Here is a 21,668-nt window from a genome sequence, read left to right on the forward strand (position 1 = left end):
CGGCACGCGCCTTTCGATGTCGAAGTTGCATGCATCACATCGCATGCTGCAAACAGCAAAGCCCGTCGATGACGGGCTTTTCTGTTTTTCGCTTCGATGTATCGCTTCGATGAGGCGACCGCGGCGCAATGGCCGTGTATTGCGCATCGCGCGGCACGAACCGCGCAATGCGCTCGCGAAGTCGCTCAGCGCGGCAGCACGTCGCCGAGGAAGTGGCGGGCGTAGCGCGCGTTGATCTCCGACAGGCGGAACAGCGTCAGGAAGTCAGCCGTGTTGAAGTCGGGGTCCCACGCCGGCGCGCCGCAGATCTTCGCGCCAAGTCGCAGATAGCCCTTGACGAGCGGCGGCGGCGCGACCTTCGCGCCCGTCTGCAATTCGTCGACCGGCAGCGGCGTGTGCGGGAACGCGCGATATTCCGGCGCGGTCAGCACATCGTCTTGCAGCGACGCGTACAGGTTCGCCGCGTAGTGGCCGCCGTCGGCCATCGCGACGCTCGCGCAGCCGAGCATCGTCTCGTAGCCGTTGTGCTGCATGTACGAGCCGAGCCCAGCCCACAGCGACATGATCACCGAGCCGCTGCGATAGTCGGGGTGCACGCACGAGCGGCCCACCTCGACCATCTTCGAGCGCAGGTGCGTGAGGCGCGAGATGTCGAACTCGCCCTCGGCGTACAGGCGGCCGATGCGCGCCGCCTGGTGCGGCGGCAGCACGCGGTACGTGCCGACGACCTTGAGCGTGTCGAGATCGCGGACAATCAGGTGATCGCAGTAAGCGTCGAACGAATCGACGTCGAGGCCGGCGGGACCGGACAGGCACGCGCCCATTTCCTCGGCGAAGACGCGGTAACGCAGACGCTGCGCTTCACGAAGCTCCTCGTCGGTGCGCGCCCACGACACTTGCAGACGATGCTGGGCAGTGACCGTTTCTTCCGTGCGCGGCAGGCGGCGTCGCGGCTCGAGGATCGATGCGAAGGGCAGGGTTGGCGTCGGCAGTTCTCGCATTGGCGTTCCTGGTCGAAAATGTGAAATTCGCTTCGACGCCAATGTAGTAATGCCCGGTGACGCTCACGTGGCAATGCTATGACGATTCGATGACGTGTCGTAAGGCCGACGCTTTCGCGGCGCCTTCGACGGTCATTCGCTGTTTTTCCGCCACGTCTGCCACGCGGCGCGGATCAGAGAAAATCGGGGCCGATCACCGCGCGCAAGATCGCCTGTTCGCCGTTGCCGCGGTTGCGGCTTTCGATCCACCAGATCGCCGATTTCTTGATCGACCAGCTCGCGCCGCTATCGGCGAGCAGGCGCGCGACGACATGGCCGAGTGTCGGCTGATGGCCAACGACCACGACCGTCGGCGCGATGCCGTCGGGCCAGCCGGCGGCCGTGAGGACATCGGTGGCGCTTGCGTCCGGCGCGATCTCGCGCACGACGCGGTATTGGTCCGTCAGCGATTCGGCCGTCTGCACCGTGCGCGTGGCGGGGCTCGCGAGGATGACGGCATCGTCGGGAAGGCGCGCGCGCAGCCATTTCGCGGACGCCTGCGACTGCTTGCGGCCGCGTGCCGTCAGCTGGCGGGCGAGGTCGCTCGACGCGACGTCTTCGGCTTCGGCGTGACGCCACAGGATCAGGTTCATTGCGATGTCTCCAAGGCTCGTATCGGCTGATATCGACAGTATGGACAACGCGCGCCGAGGGGAGTTTTGTTTTGTCGACGGGGTTTTCGGGGATGCGGTTGGCGAGCGTCGCGCGGTTGCGTGGCCGCTTCTGGCCACTTCGAAGACCGCGCGCAGACGACGCTGAAAAAGAAAAAACCCGTGGCACCAAAGGTGACACGGGTTTTGTCCACAGCTTTATTGGTGGTCGGAGCGAAAGGATTCGAACCTTCGACCCTCTGATCCCAAATCAGATGCGCTACCAGGCTGCGCTACGCTCCGACGCGAGCCAGAGATTGTAACCGTATTGATGATCGGCCGTCAATCTCGGCAGCAGCGAGCCGACGCAGAGCATCGCGGGCCAGGCGAACGACAGGGCCACAAACCCCTTCACATCGCATGGCGCGGTCATATCTGCCCCATCAACAGCAGCACGATCACGACGATCAGCACCACGCCGACGAGCCCCGTCGGACGATAGCCCCACGCGCGGCTATAAGGCCAGCTCGGGAGGGCGCCGATCAAGAGCAGGATCACCACGATCAACAGAATGGTTCCGAGGGTCATGTTATCTCTCCTTATATGGCCGGGCCATGGATGGAGACCGCTCGGCGCGCGCGAGCAAGCATGACGACGCGCGGCCGCCGCGCCGATTGTCGAACGCGCCGGATGCGCGTTTCACGGCTTACAAATCAGCAAGGCATATGCCCGCTTGCAGCGGAGATGACGGGAGGGAAGGGCGGAACGCGAGAGGAAAGCGCGCGTTGAGCGCGCATAAACGCCGCGCCCGGCAAGCGCGGACACGCGCATGCAGACGACGTGCGCCGATCAAACCGACGCACGTGCCCGGCGAAAGTTCAGGCGAACAAAAAAATGCGCGCCGCAAGCGCGGCGCGTAGAACTCAGTGTCTGCGATGCATCTTGTCGAACACGTGATGCTCGGCGAGCCAGTGGTGCATCATCCCTTCGCCGTGATGTTCGCGGCGATAGGTGCGCGATTCGAAAACCGACAGTGCGAGCAGCACCAGCAATCCCACAGCGAGTCCAATCAGGCCTGCGATCGATTCGGCATCCATGGCTGTCTCCTTCAGCGACTGCAACCATGGCTACATAGTAGAACAACCGCCGCCAGTTGGCGCAACGCGGATGAAGACCGCTGACGCGACGCACAATGCGCTTTGCGAGTAGACTCGTGGCCCCAACATCATTCGTCGATGCTCACTTCCGTTCGACATGTTTATGAAGCGCTTCCTGCTGTCCGCCTCGCTGTTTTCGCTGTTCGCCCTGTCGGCGTGTGCCGACGATACGACCATTCATCATCGCGTGCCGCCGAAAGACCCGGCGGACTATCACGGCGTGCCGACCGACGATCGCCCGCCCGCGATGATCGACGCGCCCACCGCGCCGAAATAAAGCGCCCTCTGGGTAATCGATTTGCATCGGCACGGGGCAGACGACGCTCAGCCGTGACGGCCCGCTGTGTCCGACCCGCTGTCCGGCCCGACGTCACGCGCCAGACGCGGCAGCAAGCGTGCCAGCGTGAGGCCGCGAGCGGCCATGAAGAGCAGCAGCGCAGCCCACAGGCCATGATTGCCATACGCGCCGACGAGCGCCCATGACGCGGCCAGAAACACGCCCAGCGACACGATCATCGACGTCATCAGATCGCGCGTGCGCGTCGCGCCGATAAACACGCCGTCGAGCAGAAAGCCCCACACCGAAACGACGGGCGAAAGCGCCGTCCACGGCAGGAAGGCTTCGGCCGTCGCGCGCACGGCGGGTTGATCGGTGAGCCCTTCGACGATCCATGCTCCCGCCGCCCAGTAGACGATCGCGAAGCACAGCGCGCCGAGCGCCGACCAGAGCATCGTCGCGTTGACGGCGTGGCGGAACGCATCGCGATTGCGCGCGCCGATCGACGCGCCGACGAGCGCCTCGGCGGCGTGCGCGAAGCCGTCGAGCCCATACGCCATGAAGGTCTGAAAGTTGAGCAGCAGCGCATTTGCGGCGAGCGTGGCGTCGCCTTGCCGCGCGCCGAGATGCGCGAACCAGCCGAACGTGCCGAGCAGACACATCGTGCGCACGAAGATATCGCGGTTGATCGCGACCATGCGCTTCAATGCGCTGCGATCGAGCAGCGCCGCGCGCTCGAGCGGCGGCAGGCCGCGCGGACGCATCTGCCACAGCAGCACGGCGCCGAACGCGAAGCCGAGCGCGTCGGCCGTCGCGGTCGCCGCGCCGATGCCCGCGACGCCCCAATGGAACGCATACACGTACAGCAGCACGGCGACGATGTTCACGGTGTTGATGAACACCTGCGTGACGAGCGCGACGCGCACGCGCTGCGTGCCGAGCAGCCAGCCGAGCACGACATAGTTCGCGAGCGCGAGCGGCGCGGCCCAGATGCGCGCGTCACAGTAGGCGCGCGCATGGCGCTGCACTTCATCGCTGCCGCCGATCGCGCGGACCGCGAAGTCGATCAGCGGAACCTGCAAGGCCAGCACGACCGCGCCGATCGTGAACGCGAGCAGCAGCGCGCGCACGATGTTCATGCGCAGGCCGGCCTGATCGTCGGCGCCGAACGATTGCGCGACGAGCCCCGTCGTGCCCATGCGCAGAAAGCCGAATCCCCAGAACACGAAGTTGAAGAAGAGTCCGCCGAGCGCCACGCCGCCGAGATACGACGCGCTGTCCAGATGCCCGGCGACGGCGGTATCGACGGCGCCGAGAATCGGCTGGGTCAGATTGGCGAGGACGATCGGAAACGCGAGCGTCAGCACGCGCCGATGCCAGCGCACAGGCACGGCGGATGCGGACGGAGCGTCCAGCGCGGCCGGGTCTTCGGCGCGATCGTTCGCGCGATCGTTCAACCGCGTTCCTGCACGCAAACCCAAGGCGACACGACGACGGCCCACAGGTCCGGATCGCGTGCGGCGAAATCGGCGGCCGTCTCCGACTGCACGCGCTCGACGAGGCCCGCCGACAGCCATTGCGTGACCTGCGTCGTATCGTCGTTGGCGATCGCCTCGGCGACGCTCACGAGATCGAGATCGCGCGCGACGCGCAACAGCATGCCGCGCGCAAAGAAGCGTTCGAGTTCCGTCCAGCCGATCTTCGCGGTTTCACCGAGCAGTTTCTGGTAGAGCGGGCTTTGTGGCGTATCGGAGGGAGTCATGGCGATCGTTGAACAGCATGGTGTGACTGGGGCGTGCGGGCGGCGAGCGCCGGCACGGGCGGGCGTAACTATAAACCATAGGCGACGGGCGGCTTTTCGGCTTCTCGGCTTTTCCTTGCCGTCATGAAGCGCGACGCAATATCGAAGCCAATTCCGCGATGCTCGAACCACGACGTCAATTAGCCGATTAATCGCTGAACGTTTACGCTTTAATGCCGCGTCCAATAAACGACGCGAATGGCCTAATGACGCTCGATCTTCATTCGATAAATCTGACAAAAATCCCGCAAAGAATCGTATCGGAAGGGTGCGTTGGCGCACCAAGTTCCGCGCATGTCATCATCGCAGTGAAATGCGTGAATCTGCGCAATGTGCAAGCGTCAGCGGATTCGCACGCGTTATTTCTATGATCTTCTGAAAGGCGCGCCATGCGTGGGTTTGCGGGCAATTGGCTATTGCGCGGACTAACCATCCGACTAAAGGAATTCAGTTGATTCGGTTTCCAAACTGAGTACCCCGTCGTTCAGTTCGACTTCAAACCGTGCGCCGACTCACACTATTCGCACAATTAATCGATTGCGTGGCTATAGGCGCGTTGCTAGATTTCGTTTCGGCGCATGGTGAACCGGTCCTTTGCCGATATGCGCCGAACCCCCGTTTGCCCGGCCTTTGTGCCGGGCCTTTTTTTGCCATACGCGATAAACATCAGACAACAATTCGATAGCGGTCGATGCTGTTGCACCAGTTACTGCTTGCAGCGAACCACCATCGAACGGTTCTTCACGTTCGCGCCGAGCACGCCGCCGAGCGAACCGCCCGCCGTCGCGCCGTTGTCGACATCCTTCGAGATCACGTCATAGCCATACGCGCCGCATGTTTGGCCAGCGCGCTTGTAGCACTCGCCCCAGTTCTGGCTCGCGTCACTGCCGCTGCAGTTGATCGCGAAGCCGGTTTCGCCGTTCGGCAGATAGGTGAGCGTCGTCGAGCCGGAGCTGGCGCAGCCCGCGAGGCCGGCCAGCGCGACGACTGCGGCGCTGGCCGCCGCCACACGAATTGCCGCAAGGGCGTTTTTCATCGGAATGTCCTCTCTGTATCGTTGCGCGCATTCGCGCGGTGCGGACACGCGTGGCACGGAACGTGCCCGCATGCCTGACTGATGGAGCCGCGCAAGGGCCGTTGGGTTCCCTTGCGCGGTGCGCGCGGTTGCGCGTCTTTGCCGTGGTCCGTGGCCCCTGGTTCTCGCCTGTGGCCTGGCTAACCCACGCGAGCCGCACGCTGCGCGCGACGCCTTATGCGCGGTATCGCGAGCACGCCTGCATGCTCAGCGCGGCGGCAGCGAGCGCGTCGGATCGATCGAGCGGCCGTCGTAGCGCAGCTCGAAATGCAGCATCACGCGGTCGTTGTCTGAGTCGCCCATCTCGGCGACCTTCTGGCCTTGCTGCACCGTCTCGCCTTCCTTCACGAGCAGCGTGCGATTATGCGCGTACGCCGTCAGGTAGTCCGCGTTGTGCTTGATGATCAGCAGGTTGCCGTAGCCGCGCAGACCATTGCTCGCATAGACGACCGTGCCGCCCGCCGCCGCGAACACGGGCGTGCCCGCGACGTTCGCGATGTCAATGCCCTTCGAGTTCGCACCGTCGAAGCTGCGGATCACATTGCCGCTTGCCGGCCAGATCAGCGAGATCGACGACGCGGGTGTCGAAGGCGTCTCGGCGGCGGCGCTGCGCGTCGATGACGACGACGAGCCCGCCGAAGCCGCCGCGCTGCCGCTGCTCTTCGCCGACCCTGCCGGGCCTGCGCTCGCCGTTGCCGTTCCTGGCGGCGGCGCGACGCGCAGCACCTGGCCGACCTCGAGCGAGTCGGGGTTCGACAGGTTGTTCCAGCGTGCGATGCTCTGTACCGACGTGCGATTGCTGCGCGCGATCTTGTACAGCGTGTCGCCCCGTTCGACGCGATAGTAGCCCGGACCCACGGGGGCCGAGCCACATGCGGCCAGTGCTGCGATCATCGACACGCAGACCAGCCGTCGGATTCTTGTTGTCAACATTGGACCTCGCAAGACGCCGCCGCGCGCGATCCCGATCACGCGGCAGATGCAAAAACGTCCAATTCTAACGGGTTTGCAAGGCATCCCGCGTTTTCGGCCGCAGCGCGGCGCGAAGAACGGGCCGCGCGCGGCGTGGCGCGATCAGGGCAGTGTGCCGACGACGATGCGTAGCGAGGCCGTTTCCGTTTCGCCTGGCTCGAGCCAGCGCAGGCCCTGATGATTGTGGATCGCATCGGGCAGACCCAGCCACGGTTCGACGCAGAAGCAATCGGATTCGGGCTTTTCGGTCCACGTCGTGACGGCGAACCAGGGCACCGAGCCGGGGCGTTGCAAATCGATCGTGATGGTGCGGTTCAGGCCGAGCGCGACCACGCGCACGAGGTGGTCAGGCGCGCCGTCGAGGCAATGGAAGCGGTCCTGAATGGCCGGGTCGTCGAGCCGGTAATCCGGTTGGCCCGCTTCGCCCGCGCTGAGCGAGCCGTCCGGCTGCTGATGCCGGCGCATCGTGCGCGGCAGCTCGAGCACGGTCTCGCCGCGCTGCGTGTGCGGCAGCGTGAAGTAGAAATGATGGCCGGCATAGTAGGGCAGCGGCCCGCTGCCTGCGGCGCCAGTGTTGGTGGTGACGAAATCGACGTCGAGCGTGTGCGCGTCGACGAGCGTGTACTTCGTTTCGAAGCGGAAGCTGAATGGATAGCCGGTGCGTGTCGCATCGCTGTCGTTCAGCGTCATGCTGATCGAGCGGGCGGCTTCGTCGACGGTCGACTCGAATGGCAGATCGCGCGCGAAGCCGTGCATGGGCAGATCGCGCACGGTGCCTTGCGCGTCTCTCCAGCGGCCGATCTGGCCGTCGACGAAATGCCGTCCGAGAAACGGAAAGAGCAGCGGATTGCCGCCGCGCACGCGCGCGGGCTGGCTCCAGTCCGCGTGCTCGGGCCAGAAGATCATCGACTGGCCGTCGATGTCCCACGACAGCAAGCGGCCGCCCGCCTGCGGCGCGAAGCGGAGCAGGGAGCCGTTCCTGGCGATCTCGATGATGTCCTGTTGCTGAAATTGAGGCATGGCAATGGGCGATAGAAAGCGGTTGAGAAGGAGGCGTGCACGGTTCCGACGCAGCGGCGCGGCGAACGCCGATTTTGCGCCCCTTTGGGCTACGGGGAAACCCTTCTGGGGAAATTGCGGGTGTTACCGCACAGTCGGCGCAATCAATAATGTGTAGAGGGACGGGCAGCCGTCAATTGCGAACACTCGGTTTTCAGGAGGGGCGATGGATCTCGCAATGGCAATGAGCGTGGCACTGTTCGGCATGTTCACGGGCAGTACGATTTATTTCTTCTATAAATTTACACGCTGAAACGGGGCGACGAGATTCCACGTTGAGCCGTCGGCACGAACCGATGGTCCACGCAGCCTCCGCACACGGGCCCGCCATCAAGGCGGGCCTTTTTGCTTTCATCGTCGTAATCAGTCTTTCGAAATTGTTGCGACGCGGCGAAGTTCGCGTAAAGGCGAACTTTTGTCCTTGGCGCGACCTGGTCGCGCCGTCATAATCGGACCCGCCTACGTACACCGGACACCTTGCTCCGGCGTGCTGTCTTTCCTTCCAACCCTTTCAAAAGGACCGACGTGTGAGCCTGTCGTTTTTGATCTTTTTGAGCGTGCTGCAGGGCGTCACGGAATTGTTTCCGGTGAGCAGTCTTGGTCACACGCTGCTCGTTCCCGCTGTCTTCGGCATGCATATCGACAAGCATGCGCCTCAACTTCTGCCGTTCCTCGTCGCGCTGCATCTCGGCACCGCGTTCGCGCTGCTGTGGTACTTCCGTGAGCGCTGGATTGCCCTTTTCGGCGGCTTTTTCGCGTCGCTGTCGGGCCGCCGCAATGACGAAGGCCATATGATGTGGGCGCTCATCATCGGGACGATTCCGGCGGGCCTGGTGGGCCTCGTGCTCGAAAAGCGGCTCGAACGCATCTTCCACGATCTGCGGATCGTGGCGATCGCGCTGATCGTCAACGGCATCCTGCTGTGGGTCGGTGACCGCCTGCAGCGCTCGCGCGCGCATCGTCCGCCCGAGAAGCTGACGTTCAAGCAGGCGTTTCTGGTCGGCCTTGCGCAGATCGGCGCGCTGATCCCGGGTTTTTCGCGCAGCGGCCTGACGATGATCGCCGGCAACGGCGCCGGGCTCACCGCGGAGAAGGCGGCCGAATTCTCGTTCCTGCTCGGCACGCCGATCATCTTCGCGGCGGGCGTGCTCGAACTGCCGAAGCTCTTCCATGCGCCGGGCCAGCTCGCCGATGCGTTGCTCGGCGGCGTGCTGACGGCCATCGCCGCGTATCTGAGCGTGCGCTTCCTGATGCGCTATTTCGAAGGGCGCGGGCGGCTGGCGTCGTTTGGCGTGTACTGCGTGCTCGCGGGCGTGGCGTTTCTCGGCTGGTTCATGACTCATCCGCAGCCCGTCTGACGGCGGCACGATCGGCTAAAGCGATCGGTTATAATCGCGGGCCCGGCGTCGACGCCGGGCCTTTTTGTTTTCGGGCGACGCGTCGTGTTCGCGACATTCCGTGCGTCGAAGCGCGCCTGTCGACGCGTGCGTCACCCGGCGCGCGCATGATCGGATCGCGTCGCGCGATGCATCCGATGCACGTCGGGCGCTCAACCTGCCGTCGTTGGCCAGGTTAAAATTGCGGTTTCGCCTCCCCATAGTTCAACGGATAGAACACGGGTCTTCTAAACCTGAAATCGAGGTTCGATTCCTCGTGGGGGGGCCATCCAGTCCTTGCGCCGTCCGGCGCCAGCTCCTCCCCTTTCTCCCAACACTTCGAACACTTTCAACGTTCGCAACGCGCACGTCGTTTCCCGCGCCGCATCGATCCGCGAGCGTCGAGCGCCCATAAAAAAGGGCAGCCGAAGCTGCCCCGAAGCGTTGCGCACCGAACGTGGAGCGTGCGCGGCTGTTGCGTGCCCGTTACCGGTGACGGGCCTGCCTGCGTGACTACTTCTTGATGTCGAGCGCGTTCGTCAGGTCGCCCATCGCCTGGCCGCCGCTGGCGACGAGCGCGTTGTCGCGCGCCGTCAGACCCGGCAGAGCCGGCAGATTGAAGCGATGCGTGATGAAGCGCAGGATCGAGGTCGTGTCGTACTGCGTATGATCGACGAAGCCCTTCTTCGCATACGGCGACACGATGATCGCGGGAATCCGCGAGCCCGGACCCCAGCGGTCGCCCTTCGGCGGCGCGACGTGATCCCAGAAGCCGCCGTTCTCGTCGTACGTGACGACCACGACCATGTTGTTCCACTGCGGGCTCTTCTGCAGATGCGCGATCACGTCGGCGATGTGCTGGTCGCCTTGCGCGACGTCGGTGTAGCCCGCGTGCTCGTTCAGGTTGCCCTGCGGCTTGTAGAAGGTCACTTGCGGCAGCGTGCCGGCGTCGATGGCCTTGATGAACTCAGCACCGTTCACGCCGCCGTCGAGCAGGTGCTTCGCGCGGTTGTCGGTGCCCGGCGCGAGATCGGCGAAGTAGTTGAACGGCTGGTGATGCGGCTGGAAGTTAGGCGCGCTGTTGTTCGCGCCGTAGATCACGCCCGACGTGCCGCTTTGCGCCGCGCTCAGCGCCTGGGCCCACGCGCCGCTGTACCACGCCCACGAGACGCCCGCGTTGTTCAGCAGATCGCCGATGTGCTGCGCGGTCTGCGGCGGCAGCGTCGTCGCGGCGGAGGGATCGGCGAGCGTCGCGTCGCCGCCGGCCGCCGCCTTGTTGCCGCTCGGCTGATACGGCGGCTGCATCGTGTTGATCGCGTAGAAATCCGGCGTGAGGTTGCCCGAGTTGACGAAGGTCGGCTTGTCGGTCAGCGCCGATGCGGCGGACGTCGCCGCGAGCGTCAGGCTCACGCCGTCGGCGTTGACTGCCGAGATCGAGCCCTTGGCCGGGCTCGTATTCGCGTTCGCATAGAGCGGCGTGCACGCGCAGACCAGCCACTGGTGGTTCAGGAACGAGCCCCCGAACGCGCCCATGAAGAAGTTGTCGGCGAGCGTGTATTGCTGCGCGAGCTTGTAGAGCGGCAGCTTGTCGGCGTTGGGCGTGTAGTGGCCCATCACGAGGCCGCCCGAATCGGCCCACGCGGCGAACATGTCGTTCTTGCCGCCGTGGATCTGCATCTGGTTCTCGTAGAAGCGGTGATACAGGTCGCGCGTCGTGACGTTGAGCGGCACGTTGAAGCCGTTCGGATCGTCGATCGCGAACGGTGCGTTCGGCAGGTTCGCCGTCATCGCCTGCGTGATGACGGGCGTCACGCCAGCGATCGTCAGGCCGCCCCAGACCTGCGGCAGCGTCGCGAGCACGGAGCCGTCGCGGTCGAGCTGGCGCGAGCTCGCGGCCGTCACGTTCTGCAGACCGTTGGCGCCCGGGAAATTGCCGTAGAGGTTGTCGAAGCTGCGGTTTTCCGCGTAGATGACCACGACGTTCTTGACCGACGAAAGCGTCGGTGTGGAATCCGAATTACCACCACATGCGTACAGCCCGATAGCTGCGGCGAGCGCAATAGGCGTCGCGCAGATCAGTTTCTTGTTCATGGTTTCTCTCTCTCGCGTAGGGGGACCGGCGGCGAGTCCGTAGGGGACGGCCGGCGGCGAGAGTGTGGCAAGCGTTTTTGACAGAACGATTAATTTCTTACATATAACTTTTGTTTTGCTTGTGATTTTCCATGCAGCGTCGGCTTTATGTCATTTAGACGACATGTCCGTGAAATACCCTCGTCGCGTCGATTTAACGAGCAGGTAACAAGACCATGTGGCGCGATGTGACGGGGTTTAGAAAAGACGGGTTGTCGAAGGAAAGCGCGCGGCGCGCCGGATGGATCGGCGTGGCATGTCGGTCGGTGATGTTGTCCGCGATGTTGTCGATGATGCTGGCGGCGTGCGATGCACGCGGCACATCGGAGGACGGCGCGGCCGTGTCGACGAAAGCAGCAACAGCGGCAGCCGCAGCGAACGCGAGCGGCGCGCAGACGCAGAAAGTGTCATCGGCAGACGGCGCTTCTGCCGTGCCCGCAGGCGGCCAGACGCGCGCCCAGGTGTTCGAGTCCGTCAGGAAAATGACGGCTGTCGGCAAGCAGCTATTCTTCGATCCGTCGCTATCGGGCTCGGGCAAACTTGCATGTGCGTCGTGTCACAGCCCGCAGCACGCGTTCGGTCCGCCGAATGCGCTTTCCGTGCAACTCGGCGGCCACGACATGCGCCAGCAGGGTTTGCGCGCCGCGCCGAACATCAAGTATCTGCAGAACGTGCCGGCCTTCACCGAGCACTACCACGATTCGGACGACGAAGGCGACGAAAGCGTCGATGCCGGGCCGACGGGCGGCCTGATGTGGGACGGCCGCGTGAACAGTGCGCACGCGCAGGCGAGCTTCCCGCTGACGTCGTCGTTCGAAATGGGCAGCAATCCGCGGAAAGTGGCGGCGGCCGTGAAGGCCGCGCCGTATGCGGCGCAGTTCCGCGATGCGTTCGGCGAGCAAGTTTTCGACAACGACGACGCGACGTTCAAGGCCGTGCTTCAGGCGCTCGAAGTCTTCGAGCAGACGCCGGAACTGTTTTATCCGTATTCGAGCAAGTACGACGCATATCTCGCGGGCAAGGCTCAGTTGACCAAGGCCGAAATGCACGGCCTGCAACTCTTCAACGACGAAAAGAAGGGCAATTGCGCGAGCTGCCACCTGAGCCAGCGCGCACTCGACGGCGCGCCGCCCGCGTTCACCGACTTCGGCCTGATCGCGATCGGCGTGCCGCGCAATCGCGCGCTGCCGGCGAACCGCGATTCGCATTTCTACGATCTGGGCGCGTGTGGTCCTGAGCGTACGGATCTGAAGGGGCGCGACGAGTACTGCGGAATCTTCCGCACACCGACGCTGCGCAACGTCGCGTTGCGCAAGACGTTCTTCCACAACGGGATTTATCACTCGCTCGAAGACGTCGTCCGCTTTTACGTGCAGCGCGATACGAATCCGGAAAAGTTTTATCCGGTCGTAAAGGGGAAGGTGCAGAAATTCGACGATCTGCCGAAGAAGTATTGGGCGAATCTGAATACCGATCCGCCGTTTGATCGCAAGCCGGGCGACAAGCCGCCGATGGATGAGTCAGAGATCAAGGATGTGGTCGCGTTTCTTAAGACGCTGACGGACGGCTATCGGCCCGACGCGCCCGACCAGCACGCCGACGCTCATCTCGTCAGCAGCAAGTAGCAGGCGCCGACCAGCAGCGCGAACGACGCGAGCAGACACGCGAGGCCCGCTCGCGTCACCACGCACGGCCACTTGCTGCGGCGCATGCCGTGGATGCGCACGACGGTCGGCATCGGCGCGGGATCGATGCGCATCACGATGATGCCGAGCGCGATGCAGATCAGCGTCAGCATCGCGGCAAAAAACTGGAGAGCGAACAAGAGGTCCATGAGCGTGAATCTCGACGCGTAGGCGGAAACGGCTGCGGAATTTGACGTGGCTCATGTTAGGGATCGCCCGCTCGAGCGCCTATGAGACGTGTCCTAAAATTCCGCTCACGACGTTGACCGGCATGGGCGCGACGCCGAAAGCGCCATCTCGTTATCGCTTGCGCGCGACGCTCGTTCAGATCGGCGGACGGCCGTCCGCGCGTGGCATGCGCGTCGGCGGCGCGCTATCCGCGTGCTATCCTTTTGAGGTCCAGATCGCGCGCCGATAGCATGGCCGCCAATCCCGCCGAACCCGATTTCTCCGGAGACTTTTCATGTCGATGCGAACCCGAGCCGCGTTTCGATTCACCCTGGGCGGGCTGCTGCTCGCGAGCGCAGTCGGCGCGCACGCTGCCAATCTTGGTTTTCTGAACGACACGCCGATGTCGTACATGAAGCAGGCCGATATCGACTCGTTGAGAGCGGCCGCCATCGACGCGCTCAACAAGAAGCAGGACAGCGAAACGGCCGCATGGAACAACGACGGCCTGCACAACAGCACGAAGATCGATGCGCAGATCACACCCGACGCCACGTCGAAGACGGGCGACCGCACCTGCCGTTCGCTGCGCGTCGTGCTGAGCGCGAAAGGGCAGTCGATGAATCTGAACCCGCAGTACTGCCGCGAAGGCAGCGGCTCGTGGGTGCTGCAGAAGAAGCATTGAGCGCGCGCACTGTTTCCTGTGGCGTCGTGCTGCTCGACCCGGACGGTCGAGTGCTGCTGGCGCACGCCACCGACACCAGTCACTGGGACATTCCGAAAGGCCAGGGCGACGAGGGCGAAGCGCCGCACGCGGCCGCGCTGCGCGAACTGGAGGAGGAGACGGGCATCGTCGTCGCGGCCGGGCGCTTGAAGGATCTCGGCCTTTTCGTCTATCGGCGCGACAAGGATCTGCATCTGTTCGCCGCGCGCGCCCGCGCCGACGAACTCGACCTGACGCGCTGCACATGCACGTCGATGTTTCCGCGCCGCTTCGACGGCACGATGATTCCCGAGATGGACGCATTCCGCTGGTGCGCGCCCGATGAAGTCGAGCACTACGCGAGCCGCAGTCTCACGCGGCTCTTTCAGACGACGCTATCGCTCGCCGAACTGCACCGGACGCTCGACGCGGCATGACCGCGTCGAAGCGCACCGTAACGCCCGCCCGTCATTTCACGCAAAGCGCGTCAATCGAGCGCCTTGTCGTTCGGATGCGCGAACAGCGTGCGCATTTCCGCCGACAGCGGATAGTTGAGATTGATGCCGCGCGGCGGAATCGGCTGCGTGAACCAGACGTTGTACAGGCGCTCGGCCTCGCCCGACGTCTGCATCTTTGCGATCACGCGGTTCACCAGCTCGCGGAACGGCTCGTCGCCCTTGCGGAACATGCAGGCATAGCTTTCGTAGCCGAGCGGCGTGCCCGTCACGACGAAGTCGTCGGGGCGCGGGTCGGTGGCGCGAAAGCCGTAGAGAATCGGTTCGTCCATCACGAACGCGACCGCCCGGTCGGCCTTCACGGCGGCGAACGCATCCGAATGATCCTTCACGCTCGCGATGCGCATGTTCAACTGCTTGTCGCTGTTGAGTTGACGCACGAGGCGTTCGTCCGAGGTGCCCGCCGTCGTGACGACCGGCTTGCCCGCGAGATCGGCGAAATCGGTGATGCCCGCGTTTCTGCGCGCGATCATCCGCACCGCGTACTGGAAGAAGCTGTTCGAAAACGCGGCGACGTTTTCGCGCTCGTGCGTATGCGTGGTCGAGCCGCACTCGAGGTCGATCTGGTTGTTGACCAGCATCAGAAAGCGGTTCGCCGACGTGATCGTCACCTCGCGCACGCGCAGGTTCGGCATGCCGAGCGTCTTCCTGATTTCGTCGACGATGGCGAGCGCGATCGTCTGCGAATAGCCGATCGTGCGGTCGCCGTTTGCATAGGAGAACGGGATCGACGCTTCGCGCACGCCGAGCACGATCGTGCCGTCGTCGTGAATTTTCTTGAGCGTGCCCGTGAGTTCGTCGGCGCGCGCCGACGGCGCGAGCGACGCCAGCGCCACGGCTGCCACGGTCCCGATCGCCGCCAGCTTTTTCTTGATTGCAACCTTCATCGTTCCCCCTGGGCCGGCGGCGATCTCCCGGCTGCAACGTGACGGCCGACGCGCGTCGTCGTCGTGCATGGCGTCAGCTTGCCGGCATGCCTGCGCGTCGAGCGCAGCTTGCCGGAGCGTGACGGATCATCGACACGGGCGACGCGCGCCAGACATATGGCTTACGCCGGCTTTCCCCAACTGTCGCGCAGACTGACGATGCGATTGAATACGGGTTTGCCCGGTTTCGTGTCGTAGCGGTCCGCGACGAAGTAGCCGTGACGCTCGAACTGATAGCGCTGCTCCGGCTCGACGTCGCGCAGACCCGGCTCGACGTATGCATTGACGATCCGCTTCGAATCCGGGTTGAGCGCTTCGAGGAAATCGCGTCCGCCTGCGTCGGGCTGCGCTTCCTTGAAGAGGCGATCGTAGACGCGCACTTCGACGGGCACGGCCTCGCTTGCGCTGATCCAGTGGATGTTGCCCTTGACCTTGTAGTTGTTCGCGCCTTCCGTGCCCGAGCGGCTGTCCGGGAAGTAGTTGCAGTGCACGGCGACGACGTTGCCGTTTTCGTCCTTGTCCGCGCCCGTGCACTCGACGACATAGCCGTACTTCAGCCGCACGCGGTTGCCCGGGAACAGGCGGAAGTAGCCCTTCGGCGCCGCTTCGTTGAAGTCTTCGCGCTCGATCCACAGCTCGCGCGAGAACGGGAACGTGCGCACGCCGCGATCGGGATGATGCGGATGGACGGGCGCGCTGCACGCTTCCGTCTGGCCTTCCGGATAGTTGTCGATGATCAGCTTGAGCGGATCGAGCACGCACGTCGCGCGCGGCGCCTTTTCGTCGAGATCGTCGCGCAGCGCCCCTTCGAACACGCTCATGTCGATCCACGAGTCGACCTTCGTGATGCCGATGCGCTCGCAGAACAGCTTGATGCCGTCCGGCGTGAAGCCGCGCCGGCGCACGCCGACGATGGTCGGCATGCGCGGGTCGTCCCAGCCGTCGACATGGCCTTCGTTGACCAGTTGCAGCAGCTTGCGCTTGCTCGTGATCGCGTACGTGAGGTTCAGACGCGAAAACTCGATTTGCTGCGGCAGCGGACGCGCAAAGATGCCGGCGTCAGCGAGTTCGTTGAGGATCCAGTCGTAGAGCGGCCGGTGGTCTTCGAACTCGAGCGTGCACAGCGAATGCGTGATGTTTTCGAGCGCGTCCGAGATGCAGTGCGTGTAGTCGTACATCGGGTACACGCACCACTTGTCGCCTGTCCGGTAGTGATGCGCGAAGCGGATGCGGTAGATCACCGGGTCGCGCATGTTGAAGTTCGGCGACGACATGTCGATCTTCGCGCGCAGCACGTGCTCGCCTTCCTTGAACTCGCCCGCCTTCATGCGGCGGAACAGGTCGAGGTTTTCTTCGACGCTGCGCTCGCGGTACGGCGACGGCTTGCCGACTTCCGTCGCGGAGCCGCGGTTCAGGCGCATCTCTTCCGCCGTCTGGCTATCGACATACGCCTTGCCGCGCGTGATCAGCAGTTCGGCGAACTCATAGAGCTTGTCGTAGTAATCGCTCGCGAAGTAGAGGTGCTCGTTGCCTTCCTTGTTCCATTCGAAGCCGAGCCACTTCACGGCGTCGATGATCGACTCGACGTACTCGAAGCTTTCCTTTTCCGGGTTGGTGTCGTCGAAGCGCAGATGGCAGACGCCGCCGTAGCTTTGCGCGATGCCGAAGTTCAGGCAGATGCTCTTGGCATGGCCGATGTGCAGATAGCCGTTCGGCTCCGGCGGAAAGCGCGTTTCCACCCGCTGGACCCACTTTCCGGAGCGGTTGTCGTCGTCGATGATGTTGCGGATGAAGTTGGAAACCGGCGCGTCGTTGCGCTCGGCGTCTTTGCGTTCGTTGTTCATGCGAGAAGGAGAAAGTCGGTCGTGGACACTATATGCGTCCGCTGGTCTGTTAATTCTACCTGACGACACATTCGACGACAGTCTTTAGGCTTGCGTGGTGCGGCGCGCGGCCCACATCGACGCGTGATCGGGGCCGAATCGGCGGTTTTAGGGGCGTAACGGGCGCTGTAACAGGAGGTAAATCGCGTTGGCGCGAACGGCGGCGGGCGCTTAGCATGCGACGCGCGCTAGTGCGTGCCGGCCGCGCACGATCCCGATTCGCATGGCCTTCGCGCCGGGCGCTGTCTTTCCGGCCGGCGCCGCGTTTCCGTTATTCTGTCCTGGGCCCGGGCGTGCATCGCCCGGGTGACGCGTCGGCTGGTCCAGCCGCATGACGCGATCTGTCCTCGCCTTGCTGTCTGCGCGTGCGCACGCGTGTGACAGATCCACCGATCCCGGAGTTTCTCGGATGTCTTTTCCGACGCTGCGCGCATTTCGCGCGCTTTCTGATGCCGATGACCGCGGCGATAAACGCGTTCGTAGCCGCGCCTGTATCCGCGCCGATGCTGGAGCCCCGACCTGTTCCGACACCGGCTCGAACGTGATCGGGCGCTCCGCGCGCCTCGCGCGTGCCGCGAGTGTCGCGACGGCCCTGTCGCTGACGGCTGTGCTGACGGCCAGCTTCGTCGCCGCGCCCGCCGCCGACGCAAAGACGCCGCAACCGAAGGCGGTGCTCGACGCATCGGCCGTCGCCGTGCCCGACCGCTATGCCGCCGACACCGCGCAGCAGATTCTCGCGGCGGGCGGCAATGCCGTCGATGCGGCCGTCGCGGTCGCGTTCACGCTCGCCGTCACGTATCCGGACGCGGGCAATCTCGGCGGTGGCGGTTTCATGATGCTGTACGTCGACGGCAAGCCGTACTTTCTCGACTACCGCGAGACAGCGCCGCAGCGCGCGACCCGCGACATGTATCTCGACGAGAAGGGCAATGTGATCCCGGGCCTGAGCCTCGTCGGGCATCGCGCGGTGGCGGTGCCGGGCACCGTCGCCGGCATGTGGGAGGCGCAGAAGCGCTTCGGCAAGCTGAAGTGGAAGCAGGTGCTTGCGCCCGCGATCAAGTACGCGACCGACGGCTTCACCGTCGATGCATGGCTGCAGCAGCGCCGCGATCTTGCCGCGAAGGGCTTCGCCGGCAAGACCAATTTCGACGCGTACTTCTCGAACCTGAAGACGGGCGTCGTGTTCCGCCAGCCCGAACTCGCGCAGACGCTGTCGCGTATCGCTTCCGACGGCGGCCGCGAATTCTACGAAGGACAGACGGCCGACCTGATCGCGAAGCAGATGTACGGACACGGCCTGATCACGAAGTCGGACCTCGTGCAGTACAAGGCCGTCTGGCGCCAGCCGCTCGCCGCGGACTGGAACGGCTACCGGATCGTCACCGCGCCGCCGCCCAGCTCCGGCGGCGTCGGGCTGATCCAGATGCTGAAGATGAAGGCGGACCTGAAGCCGCAGTTCGACGGGCTCGCACTCAACTCGGAGCCGTACATCCATCTGATCGCGCAGATCGAAGACCGCGTGTTCGCCGATCGCCAGCAGTACATGGGCGACCCGGATTCGTATCGCGTGCCCGTCGACAGGCTGACCGACGACGCTTATCTGGCAAAGCGCGTCGAAGACATTACGCCCGACGAGGTGCTGGGCGCCGCGCCCGTCAAGCCCGGCCTCGGCGACTCGATGCCGGAGAAGGCGCAGACGACGCACTTCTCCGTCGTCGACAAGTGGGGCAACGCCGTCTCGAACACGTACACGCTGAACGGGCCGTTCGGCTCGGGCGTGGTGGTGGACGGCGGCGGCTTTGTGCTGAACGACGAGATGGACGACTTCGAAACGAAGGCGGGCGTGCCGAACCAGTCAGGCGTGACGAGCGGCGACGTCAACACGATTGCGCCGAACCGCCGGCCGCTCTCGTCGATGACGCCGACCATCCTGCTCAAGGACGGCAAGGTGTCGCTCGTGATCGGCACGCCGGGCGCGTCGCGGATCTTCACGACGATCTTCCAGGTGATGACGAACCTGTACGACTTCAACATGCCGCCCGCCGATGCGCTCGCCGCGATGCGCTTCCATCATCAGCTGCTGCCGCAGAAGACGATCTACTACGAGCCGTATCACCCGATCGACGGCGATCTCGCTGAGCAGTTGAAGGCGCGCGGCTACACGCTGCAGGGTCAGACGTTCAACGGCGACGTGCAGATGATCCGCATCGATGGCACGACGCCGCAGCCGGCTGCCGATCCGCGCGGCGCGGGCGTAGGCCGTGTGATTCAATAGCGCAGGCGGCGCGCTGCCGCCTGTCGACAACGAAACGAATAACGGGGAAACGAATGGCGCTGGAGCAGCAGAAGGTGATCGTGTTGCCGGGATATATGAATTCCGGCGACGGGCATTGGCAGACGCGCTGGGAAGCGCGGTATCCGAATTTTGTCCGCGTGGCGATGCGCGACTGGGACCATCCCGTTTGCGACGAATGGTGCGAGACGCTCGACGCGACGGTTGCGGCGTCGAAGGGGCCCGTTCTCTTCGCCGCGCATAGCCTCGGTTGCCTGACGGTGGCGTGCTGGGCGGCGCGCCACGCGTCGAACGATGCGCTGGCGAAAGTGGCGGGCGCGTTGCTCGTCGCGGTGCCCGATCCGTCCGGGCCTGGATTTCCCGCCGATGCAACGGGCTTCGATGCTGTGCCGAAGGACAGGCTTCCGTTCGGATCGGTCATCGTCGCCAGCACCGATGATCCGTATGGTGGCGTGCCGTTCTCGCAGGCTTGCGCGGCGGCATGGAGCAGCCGCTGGGAGAGCATCGGCCCGCGCGGCCACATCAATGCGGATAGCGGGCTCGGCGACTGGGAAGAAGGGCAGCGCTGGCTCGCGTCGATGGCTTGAAATCGATGCCGGAGGCGTTGCGCCAACCTGCGTGGAATGGGGCGAAACGCCTGTCGCGTTGCGCGGGCGCGTCGATGGCTCAAGGCGCGGCGCTGCCGAGCCGTGGCGGCGGCATCCGTCTGCCGCGCCATCTTCCTGCGCGCGCCGGGCGCGCCCTCTCCCGCGCGCCAGGGGTGCCCTCAGATCACCGACTGATCCCGCAGCGCCTCGATGCGCGCATCGTCGTAGCCGAGCACATCACGCAGGATGGCCTCCGTATGCTCGCCGAGCGTCGGCGGATGGACTTGCGCTTCGGGCGGCGTCGCGCTCATCCGGATCGGGTTGCGCACCAGCTTCACCGTGCCGCCCGACGGATGTGGCAACTGCACCTGCATCCCGCGCGCGACCACCTGCTCGTTCTCGAACACCTCGCCCAGATCGTTGATCGGGCCGCACGGCACGCCGGCCGCTTCGAGCGCGTCGATCCATTCGTGCTTGCTGCGCGTGCGGACCATCTCCGCGAGTATCGGCACCAGAATCTCGCGGTTGCGCACGCGCGCGGGGTTCGTCGAAAAGCGGTCGTCGTCGGCGAGATCGGCGCGATTGCCCGCTTCGACGAACTTGCGGAACTGCCCGTCGTTGCCGACCGCGACGATGATCCAGCTATCGCTCGTCTGGAACGTCTGATACGGGACGATGTTCTGATGCGCATTGCCCCAGCGCACGGGCGGATTGCCGCTCGCGAGGAAATTCGAGTTCATGTTGGCGAGCATCGCGACCTGCACATCGAGCAGCGCCATGTCGATGTACTGGCCTTCGCCTGTTCGCTCGCGATGCGCAAGCGCTGTCAGCACGGCTACGCTCGAGTACATGCCCGTCATCAGGTCCGCGATCGCGACGCCCGCTTTTTGTGGGCCGCCGCCCGGAAGCCCGTCGCGCTCGCCCGTGATGCTCATGAAGCCGCCGATGCCCTGGATGATGAAGTCGTAACCCGCGCGCTGCGCATACGGACCCGTCTGCCCGAAGCCCGTCACCGAGCAGTAGATGATGTCCGGCTTCACGGCCTTCAGCGACTCGTAGTCGAGCCCGTACTTCTTCAGTTGCCCGACCTTGTAGTTCTCGAGCACGACATCGCTCTGCGCCGCCAGTTCGCGGACGATCTTTTGCCCTTCCGGCGTCGAGATGTCGATCGTCACCGAGCGCTTGTTGCGGTTCGCCGCGAGGTAATAGGCCGCCTCGCGTGTGTCCGCGCCGTCCGGCGTCTTCAGGTACGGCGGCCCCCAGTGGCGCGTGTCGTCGCCGGCTCCCGGCCGCTCGACCTTGATTACGTCGGCGCCGAAGTCGGCGAGGGTTTGCGCGCACCACGGACCAGCGAGCACGCGGGTAAGGTCCAGCACGCGGATATGACTGAGTGCGCCCATGTTGTGTCTCTGTCTCCCATGTGATGAGGCG

Annotated in this window: 21 protein-coding genes and 2 tRNA genes; 8 read left to right on the top strand and 15 right to left on the bottom strand. The window is 64.5% G+C overall.

The genetic code is table 11. From position 1 onward, the window contains the following. Window positions 1-185: 185 nt before the first annotated feature. The 5 genes from VSR68_RS02825 to VSR68_RS02845 form a co-directional block, all read right to left on the bottom strand. Window positions 186-1,001, bottom strand: coding sequence for a GNAT family N-acetyltransferase (locus tag VSR68_RS02825; RefSeq protein WP_342932902.1), 816 nt, complete (start codon window positions 999-1,001; stop codon window positions 186-188). 173 nt (window positions 1,002-1,174) lie between these two features. Further along, window positions 1,175-1,633, bottom strand: a complete 459-nt coding sequence (locus VSR68_RS02830) for a SixA phosphatase family protein (protein WP_342938320.1) — start codon at window positions 1,631-1,633, stop codon at window positions 1,175-1,177. A gap of 223 nt (window positions 1,634-1,856) precedes the next feature. Further along, window positions 1,857-1,933, bottom strand: a tRNA-Pro gene (locus tag VSR68_RS02835). Window positions 1,934-2,059: 126 nt separating this feature from the next. Then, window positions 2,060-2,218, bottom strand: a complete 159-nt coding sequence (locus tag VSR68_RS02840) for a DUF3309 family protein (protein ID WP_342938321.1) — start codon at window positions 2,216-2,218, stop codon at window positions 2,060-2,062. A 335-nt stretch (window positions 2,219-2,553) separates the two neighbouring features. After that, the gene (locus VSR68_RS02845; RefSeq protein WP_342938322.1) at window positions 2,554-2,727 is read right to left on the bottom strand and encodes a hypothetical protein; all 174 of its coding nucleotides are present in this window, start codon (window positions 2,725-2,727) and stop codon (window positions 2,554-2,556) included. Window positions 2,728-2,890: 163 nt separating this feature from the next. On the opposite strand from VSR68_RS02845, the gene VSR68_RS02850 reads away from it, so the two are divergent. Then, window positions 2,891-3,064, top strand: a complete 174-nt coding sequence (locus VSR68_RS02850) for a hypothetical protein (RefSeq protein WP_342938323.1) — start codon at window positions 2,891-2,893, stop codon at window positions 3,062-3,064. A gap of 47 nt (window positions 3,065-3,111) precedes the next feature. Here the strand turns inward: VSR68_RS02850 and VSR68_RS02855 are convergent, their stop codons facing one another. The 5 genes from VSR68_RS02855 to VSR68_RS02875 form a co-directional block, all read right to left on the bottom strand. Further along, window positions 3,112-4,521 (bottom strand): MATE family efflux transporter, encoded by a 1,410-nt coding sequence (locus tag VSR68_RS02855; RefSeq protein ID WP_342938324.1) that lies wholly within the window; start codon window positions 4,519-4,521, stop codon window positions 3,112-3,114. Beyond that, window positions 4,518-4,826, bottom strand: coding sequence for a DUF2288 domain-containing protein (locus tag VSR68_RS02860; RefSeq protein ID WP_342938325.1), 309 nt, complete (start codon window positions 4,824-4,826; stop codon window positions 4,518-4,520). The genes VSR68_RS02855 and VSR68_RS02860 overlap by 4 nt, the downstream gene beginning before the upstream one ends. Window positions 4,827-5,571: 745 nt before the next feature. Next, the gene (locus VSR68_RS02865) at window positions 5,572-5,901 is read right to left on the bottom strand and encodes a hypothetical protein (RefSeq protein WP_342938326.1); all 330 of its coding nucleotides are present in this window, start codon (window positions 5,899-5,901) and stop codon (window positions 5,572-5,574) included. Window positions 5,902-6,147: 246 nt separating this feature from the next. Continuing rightward, on the bottom strand, window positions 6,148-6,873 hold the full coding sequence (locus tag VSR68_RS02870; RefSeq protein ID WP_342938327.1) for a peptidoglycan DD-metalloendopeptidase family protein: 726 nt from the start codon (window positions 6,871-6,873) through the stop codon (window positions 6,148-6,150). A 141-nt stretch (window positions 6,874-7,014) separates the two neighbouring features. Then, entirely contained in the window at window positions 7,015-7,932 is a 918-nt protein-coding gene (locus VSR68_RS02875; RefSeq protein WP_342938328.1) for an aldose epimerase, read from the bottom strand. 566 nt (window positions 7,933-8,498) lie between these two features. On the opposite strand from VSR68_RS02875, the gene VSR68_RS02880 reads away from it, so the two are divergent. Both VSR68_RS02880 and VSR68_RS02885 read left to right on the top strand, forming a co-directional pair. Then, window positions 8,499-9,329 carry an undecaprenyl-diphosphate phosphatase gene (locus VSR68_RS02880; RefSeq protein WP_342938329.1) on the top strand — a complete coding sequence of 277 codons (831 nt, stop codon included), beginning with the start codon at window positions 8,499-8,501 and terminating at the stop codon, window positions 9,327-9,329. Between the two features lie 232 nt (window positions 9,330-9,561). After that, window positions 9,562-9,636, top strand: a tRNA-Arg gene (locus VSR68_RS02885). Window positions 9,637-9,860: 224 nt separating this feature from the next. On the opposite strand, the gene VSR68_RS02890 is transcribed toward VSR68_RS02885, so the two are convergent. After that, window positions 9,861-11,438 carry an acid phosphatase gene (locus VSR68_RS02890; protein WP_342938330.1) on the bottom strand — a complete coding sequence of 526 codons (1,578 nt, stop codon included), beginning with the start codon at window positions 11,436-11,438 and terminating at the stop codon, window positions 9,861-9,863. A gap of 215 nt (window positions 11,439-11,653) precedes the next feature. On the opposite strand from VSR68_RS02890, the gene VSR68_RS02895 reads away from it, so the two are divergent. Further along, the gene (locus tag VSR68_RS02895; protein WP_428983440.1) at window positions 11,654-13,102 is read left to right on the top strand and encodes a cytochrome-c peroxidase; all 1,449 of its coding nucleotides are present in this window, start codon (window positions 11,654-11,656) and stop codon (window positions 13,100-13,102) included. Here the strand turns inward: VSR68_RS02895 and VSR68_RS02900 are convergent. Next, complete coding sequence (locus tag VSR68_RS02900) at window positions 13,081-13,311, bottom strand: hypothetical protein (RefSeq protein WP_342938331.1); 231 nt, start codon at window positions 13,309-13,311, stop codon at window positions 13,081-13,083. The two genes, VSR68_RS02895 and VSR68_RS02900, sit on opposite strands and share 22 nt — an antisense overlap. Window positions 13,312-13,625: 314 nt before the next feature. On the opposite strand from VSR68_RS02900, the gene VSR68_RS02905 reads away from it, so the two are divergent. Together VSR68_RS02905 and VSR68_RS02910 are read left to right on the top strand one after the other, a co-directional pair. Beyond that, window positions 13,626-14,015 carry an RT0821/Lpp0805 family surface protein gene (locus VSR68_RS02905; RefSeq protein WP_342938332.1) on the top strand — a complete coding sequence of 130 codons (390 nt, stop codon included), beginning with the start codon at window positions 13,626-13,628 and terminating at the stop codon, window positions 14,013-14,015. After that, a complete protein-coding gene (locus VSR68_RS02910; RefSeq protein ID WP_342938333.1) occupies window positions 14,012-14,470 on the top strand; it encodes an NUDIX hydrolase in 459 nt (152 codons plus the stop codon). The genes VSR68_RS02905 and VSR68_RS02910 overlap by 4 nt, the downstream gene beginning before the upstream one ends. A 50-nt stretch (window positions 14,471-14,520) precedes the next feature. On the opposite strand, the gene VSR68_RS02915 is transcribed toward VSR68_RS02910, so the two are convergent. Both VSR68_RS02915 and VSR68_RS02920 read right to left on the bottom strand, forming a co-directional pair. Continuing rightward, complete coding sequence (locus VSR68_RS02915) at window positions 14,521-15,435, bottom strand: transporter substrate-binding domain-containing protein (RefSeq protein WP_342938334.1); 915 nt, start codon at window positions 15,433-15,435, stop codon at window positions 14,521-14,523. 161 nt (window positions 15,436-15,596) lie between these two features. After that, entirely contained in the window at window positions 15,597-17,318 is a 1,722-nt protein-coding gene (locus VSR68_RS02920; protein WP_342938335.1) for a glutamine--tRNA ligase/YqeY domain fusion protein, read from the bottom strand. 448 nt (window positions 17,319-17,766) lie between these two features. Between VSR68_RS02920 and ggt the strand changes: the two genes are divergently transcribed. Together ggt and VSR68_RS02930 are read left to right on the top strand one after the other, a co-directional pair. Next, window positions 17,767-19,632: a gamma-glutamyltransferase gene (ggt, locus tag VSR68_RS02925; RefSeq protein WP_342938336.1), complete on the top strand. Its 1,866-nt coding sequence runs from the start codon at window positions 17,767-17,769 to the stop codon at window positions 19,630-19,632. A gap of 53 nt (window positions 19,633-19,685) precedes the next feature. After that, a complete protein-coding gene (locus tag VSR68_RS02930; protein ID WP_342938337.1) occupies window positions 19,686-20,237 on the top strand; it encodes an alpha/beta hydrolase in 552 nt (183 codons plus the stop codon). A 179-nt stretch (window positions 20,238-20,416) separates the two neighbouring features. Here VSR68_RS02930 and VSR68_RS02935 read toward each other — a convergent pair whose 3' ends face one another. Then, window positions 20,417-21,637 (bottom strand): CaiB/BaiF CoA-transferase family protein, encoded by a 1,221-nt coding sequence (locus VSR68_RS02935; RefSeq protein ID WP_342938338.1) that lies wholly within the window; start codon window positions 21,635-21,637, stop codon window positions 20,417-20,419. Window positions 21,638-21,668 lie beyond the last annotated feature (31 nt).

This window comes from Paraburkholderia phymatum, from assembly GCF_038900715.1.
Taxonomy (GTDB): Bacteria; Pseudomonadota; Gammaproteobacteria; order Burkholderiales; family Burkholderiaceae; genus Paraburkholderia; species Paraburkholderia phymatum_A.

What these genes read in the sequence shown, in the direction of transcription:
- VSR68_RS02845 (WP_342938322.1), bottom strand. Translation starts at nt 2,727, where the DNA reads ATGGATGCCGAATCGATCGCAGGCCTGATTGGACTCGCTGTGGGATTG.
- VSR68_RS02895 (WP_428983440.1), top strand. Translation starts at nt 11,654, where the DNA reads ATGTGGCGCGATGTGACGGGGTTTAGAAAAGACGGGTTGTCGAAGGAA.
- VSR68_RS02860 (WP_342938325.1), bottom strand. Translation starts at nt 4,826, where the DNA reads ATGACTCCCTCCGATACGCCACAAAGCCCGCTCTACCAGAAACTGCTC.
- VSR68_RS02825 (WP_342932902.1), bottom strand. Translation starts at nt 1,001, where the DNA reads ATGCGAGAACTGCCGACGCCAACCCTGCCCTTCGCATCGATCCTCGAG.
- VSR68_RS02850 (WP_342938323.1), top strand. Translation starts at nt 2,891, where the DNA reads ATGAAGCGCTTCCTGCTGTCCGCCTCGCTGTTTTCGCTGTTCGCCCTG.
- VSR68_RS02915 (WP_342938334.1), bottom strand. Translation starts at nt 15,435, where the DNA reads ATGAAGGTTGCAATCAAGAAAAAGCTGGCGGCGATCGGGACCGTGGCA.
- ggt (WP_342938336.1), top strand. Translation starts at nt 17,767, where the DNA reads ATGTCTTTTCCGACGCTGCGCGCATTTCGCGCGCTTTCTGATGCCGAT.
- VSR68_RS02900 (WP_342938331.1), bottom strand. Translation starts at nt 13,311, where the DNA reads ATGGACCTCTTGTTCGCTCTCCAGTTTTTTGCCGCGATGCTGACGCTG.
- VSR68_RS02935 (WP_342938338.1), bottom strand. Translation starts at nt 21,637, where the DNA reads ATGGGCGCACTCAGTCATATCCGCGTGCTGGACCTTACCCGCGTGCTC.
- VSR68_RS02870 (WP_342938327.1), bottom strand. Translation starts at nt 6,873, where the DNA reads ATGTTGACAACAAGAATCCGACGGCTGGTCTGCGTGTCGATGATCGCA.
- VSR68_RS02830 (WP_342938320.1), bottom strand. Translation starts at nt 1,633, where the DNA reads ATGAACCTGATCCTGTGGCGTCACGCCGAAGCCGAAGACGTCGCGTCG.
- VSR68_RS02905 (WP_342938332.1), top strand. Translation starts at nt 13,626, where the DNA reads ATGTCGATGCGAACCCGAGCCGCGTTTCGATTCACCCTGGGCGGGCTG.
- VSR68_RS02875 (WP_342938328.1), bottom strand. Translation starts at nt 7,932, where the DNA reads ATGCCTCAATTTCAGCAACAGGACATCATCGAGATCGCCAGGAACGGC.
- VSR68_RS02890 (WP_342938330.1), bottom strand. Translation starts at nt 11,438, where the DNA reads ATGAACAAGAAACTGATCTGCGCGACGCCTATTGCGCTCGCCGCAGCT.
- VSR68_RS02865 (WP_342938326.1), bottom strand. Translation starts at nt 5,901, where the DNA reads ATGAAAAACGCCCTTGCGGCAATTCGTGTGGCGGCGGCCAGCGCCGCA.
- VSR68_RS02930 (WP_342938337.1), top strand. Translation starts at nt 19,686, where the DNA reads ATGGCGCTGGAGCAGCAGAAGGTGATCGTGTTGCCGGGATATATGAAT.
- VSR68_RS02920 (WP_342938335.1), bottom strand. Translation starts at nt 17,318, where the DNA reads ATGAACAACGAACGCAAAGACGCCGAGCGCAACGACGCGCCGGTTTCC.
- VSR68_RS02840 (WP_342938321.1), bottom strand. Translation starts at nt 2,218, where the DNA reads ATGACCCTCGGAACCATTCTGTTGATCGTGGTGATCCTGCTCTTGATC.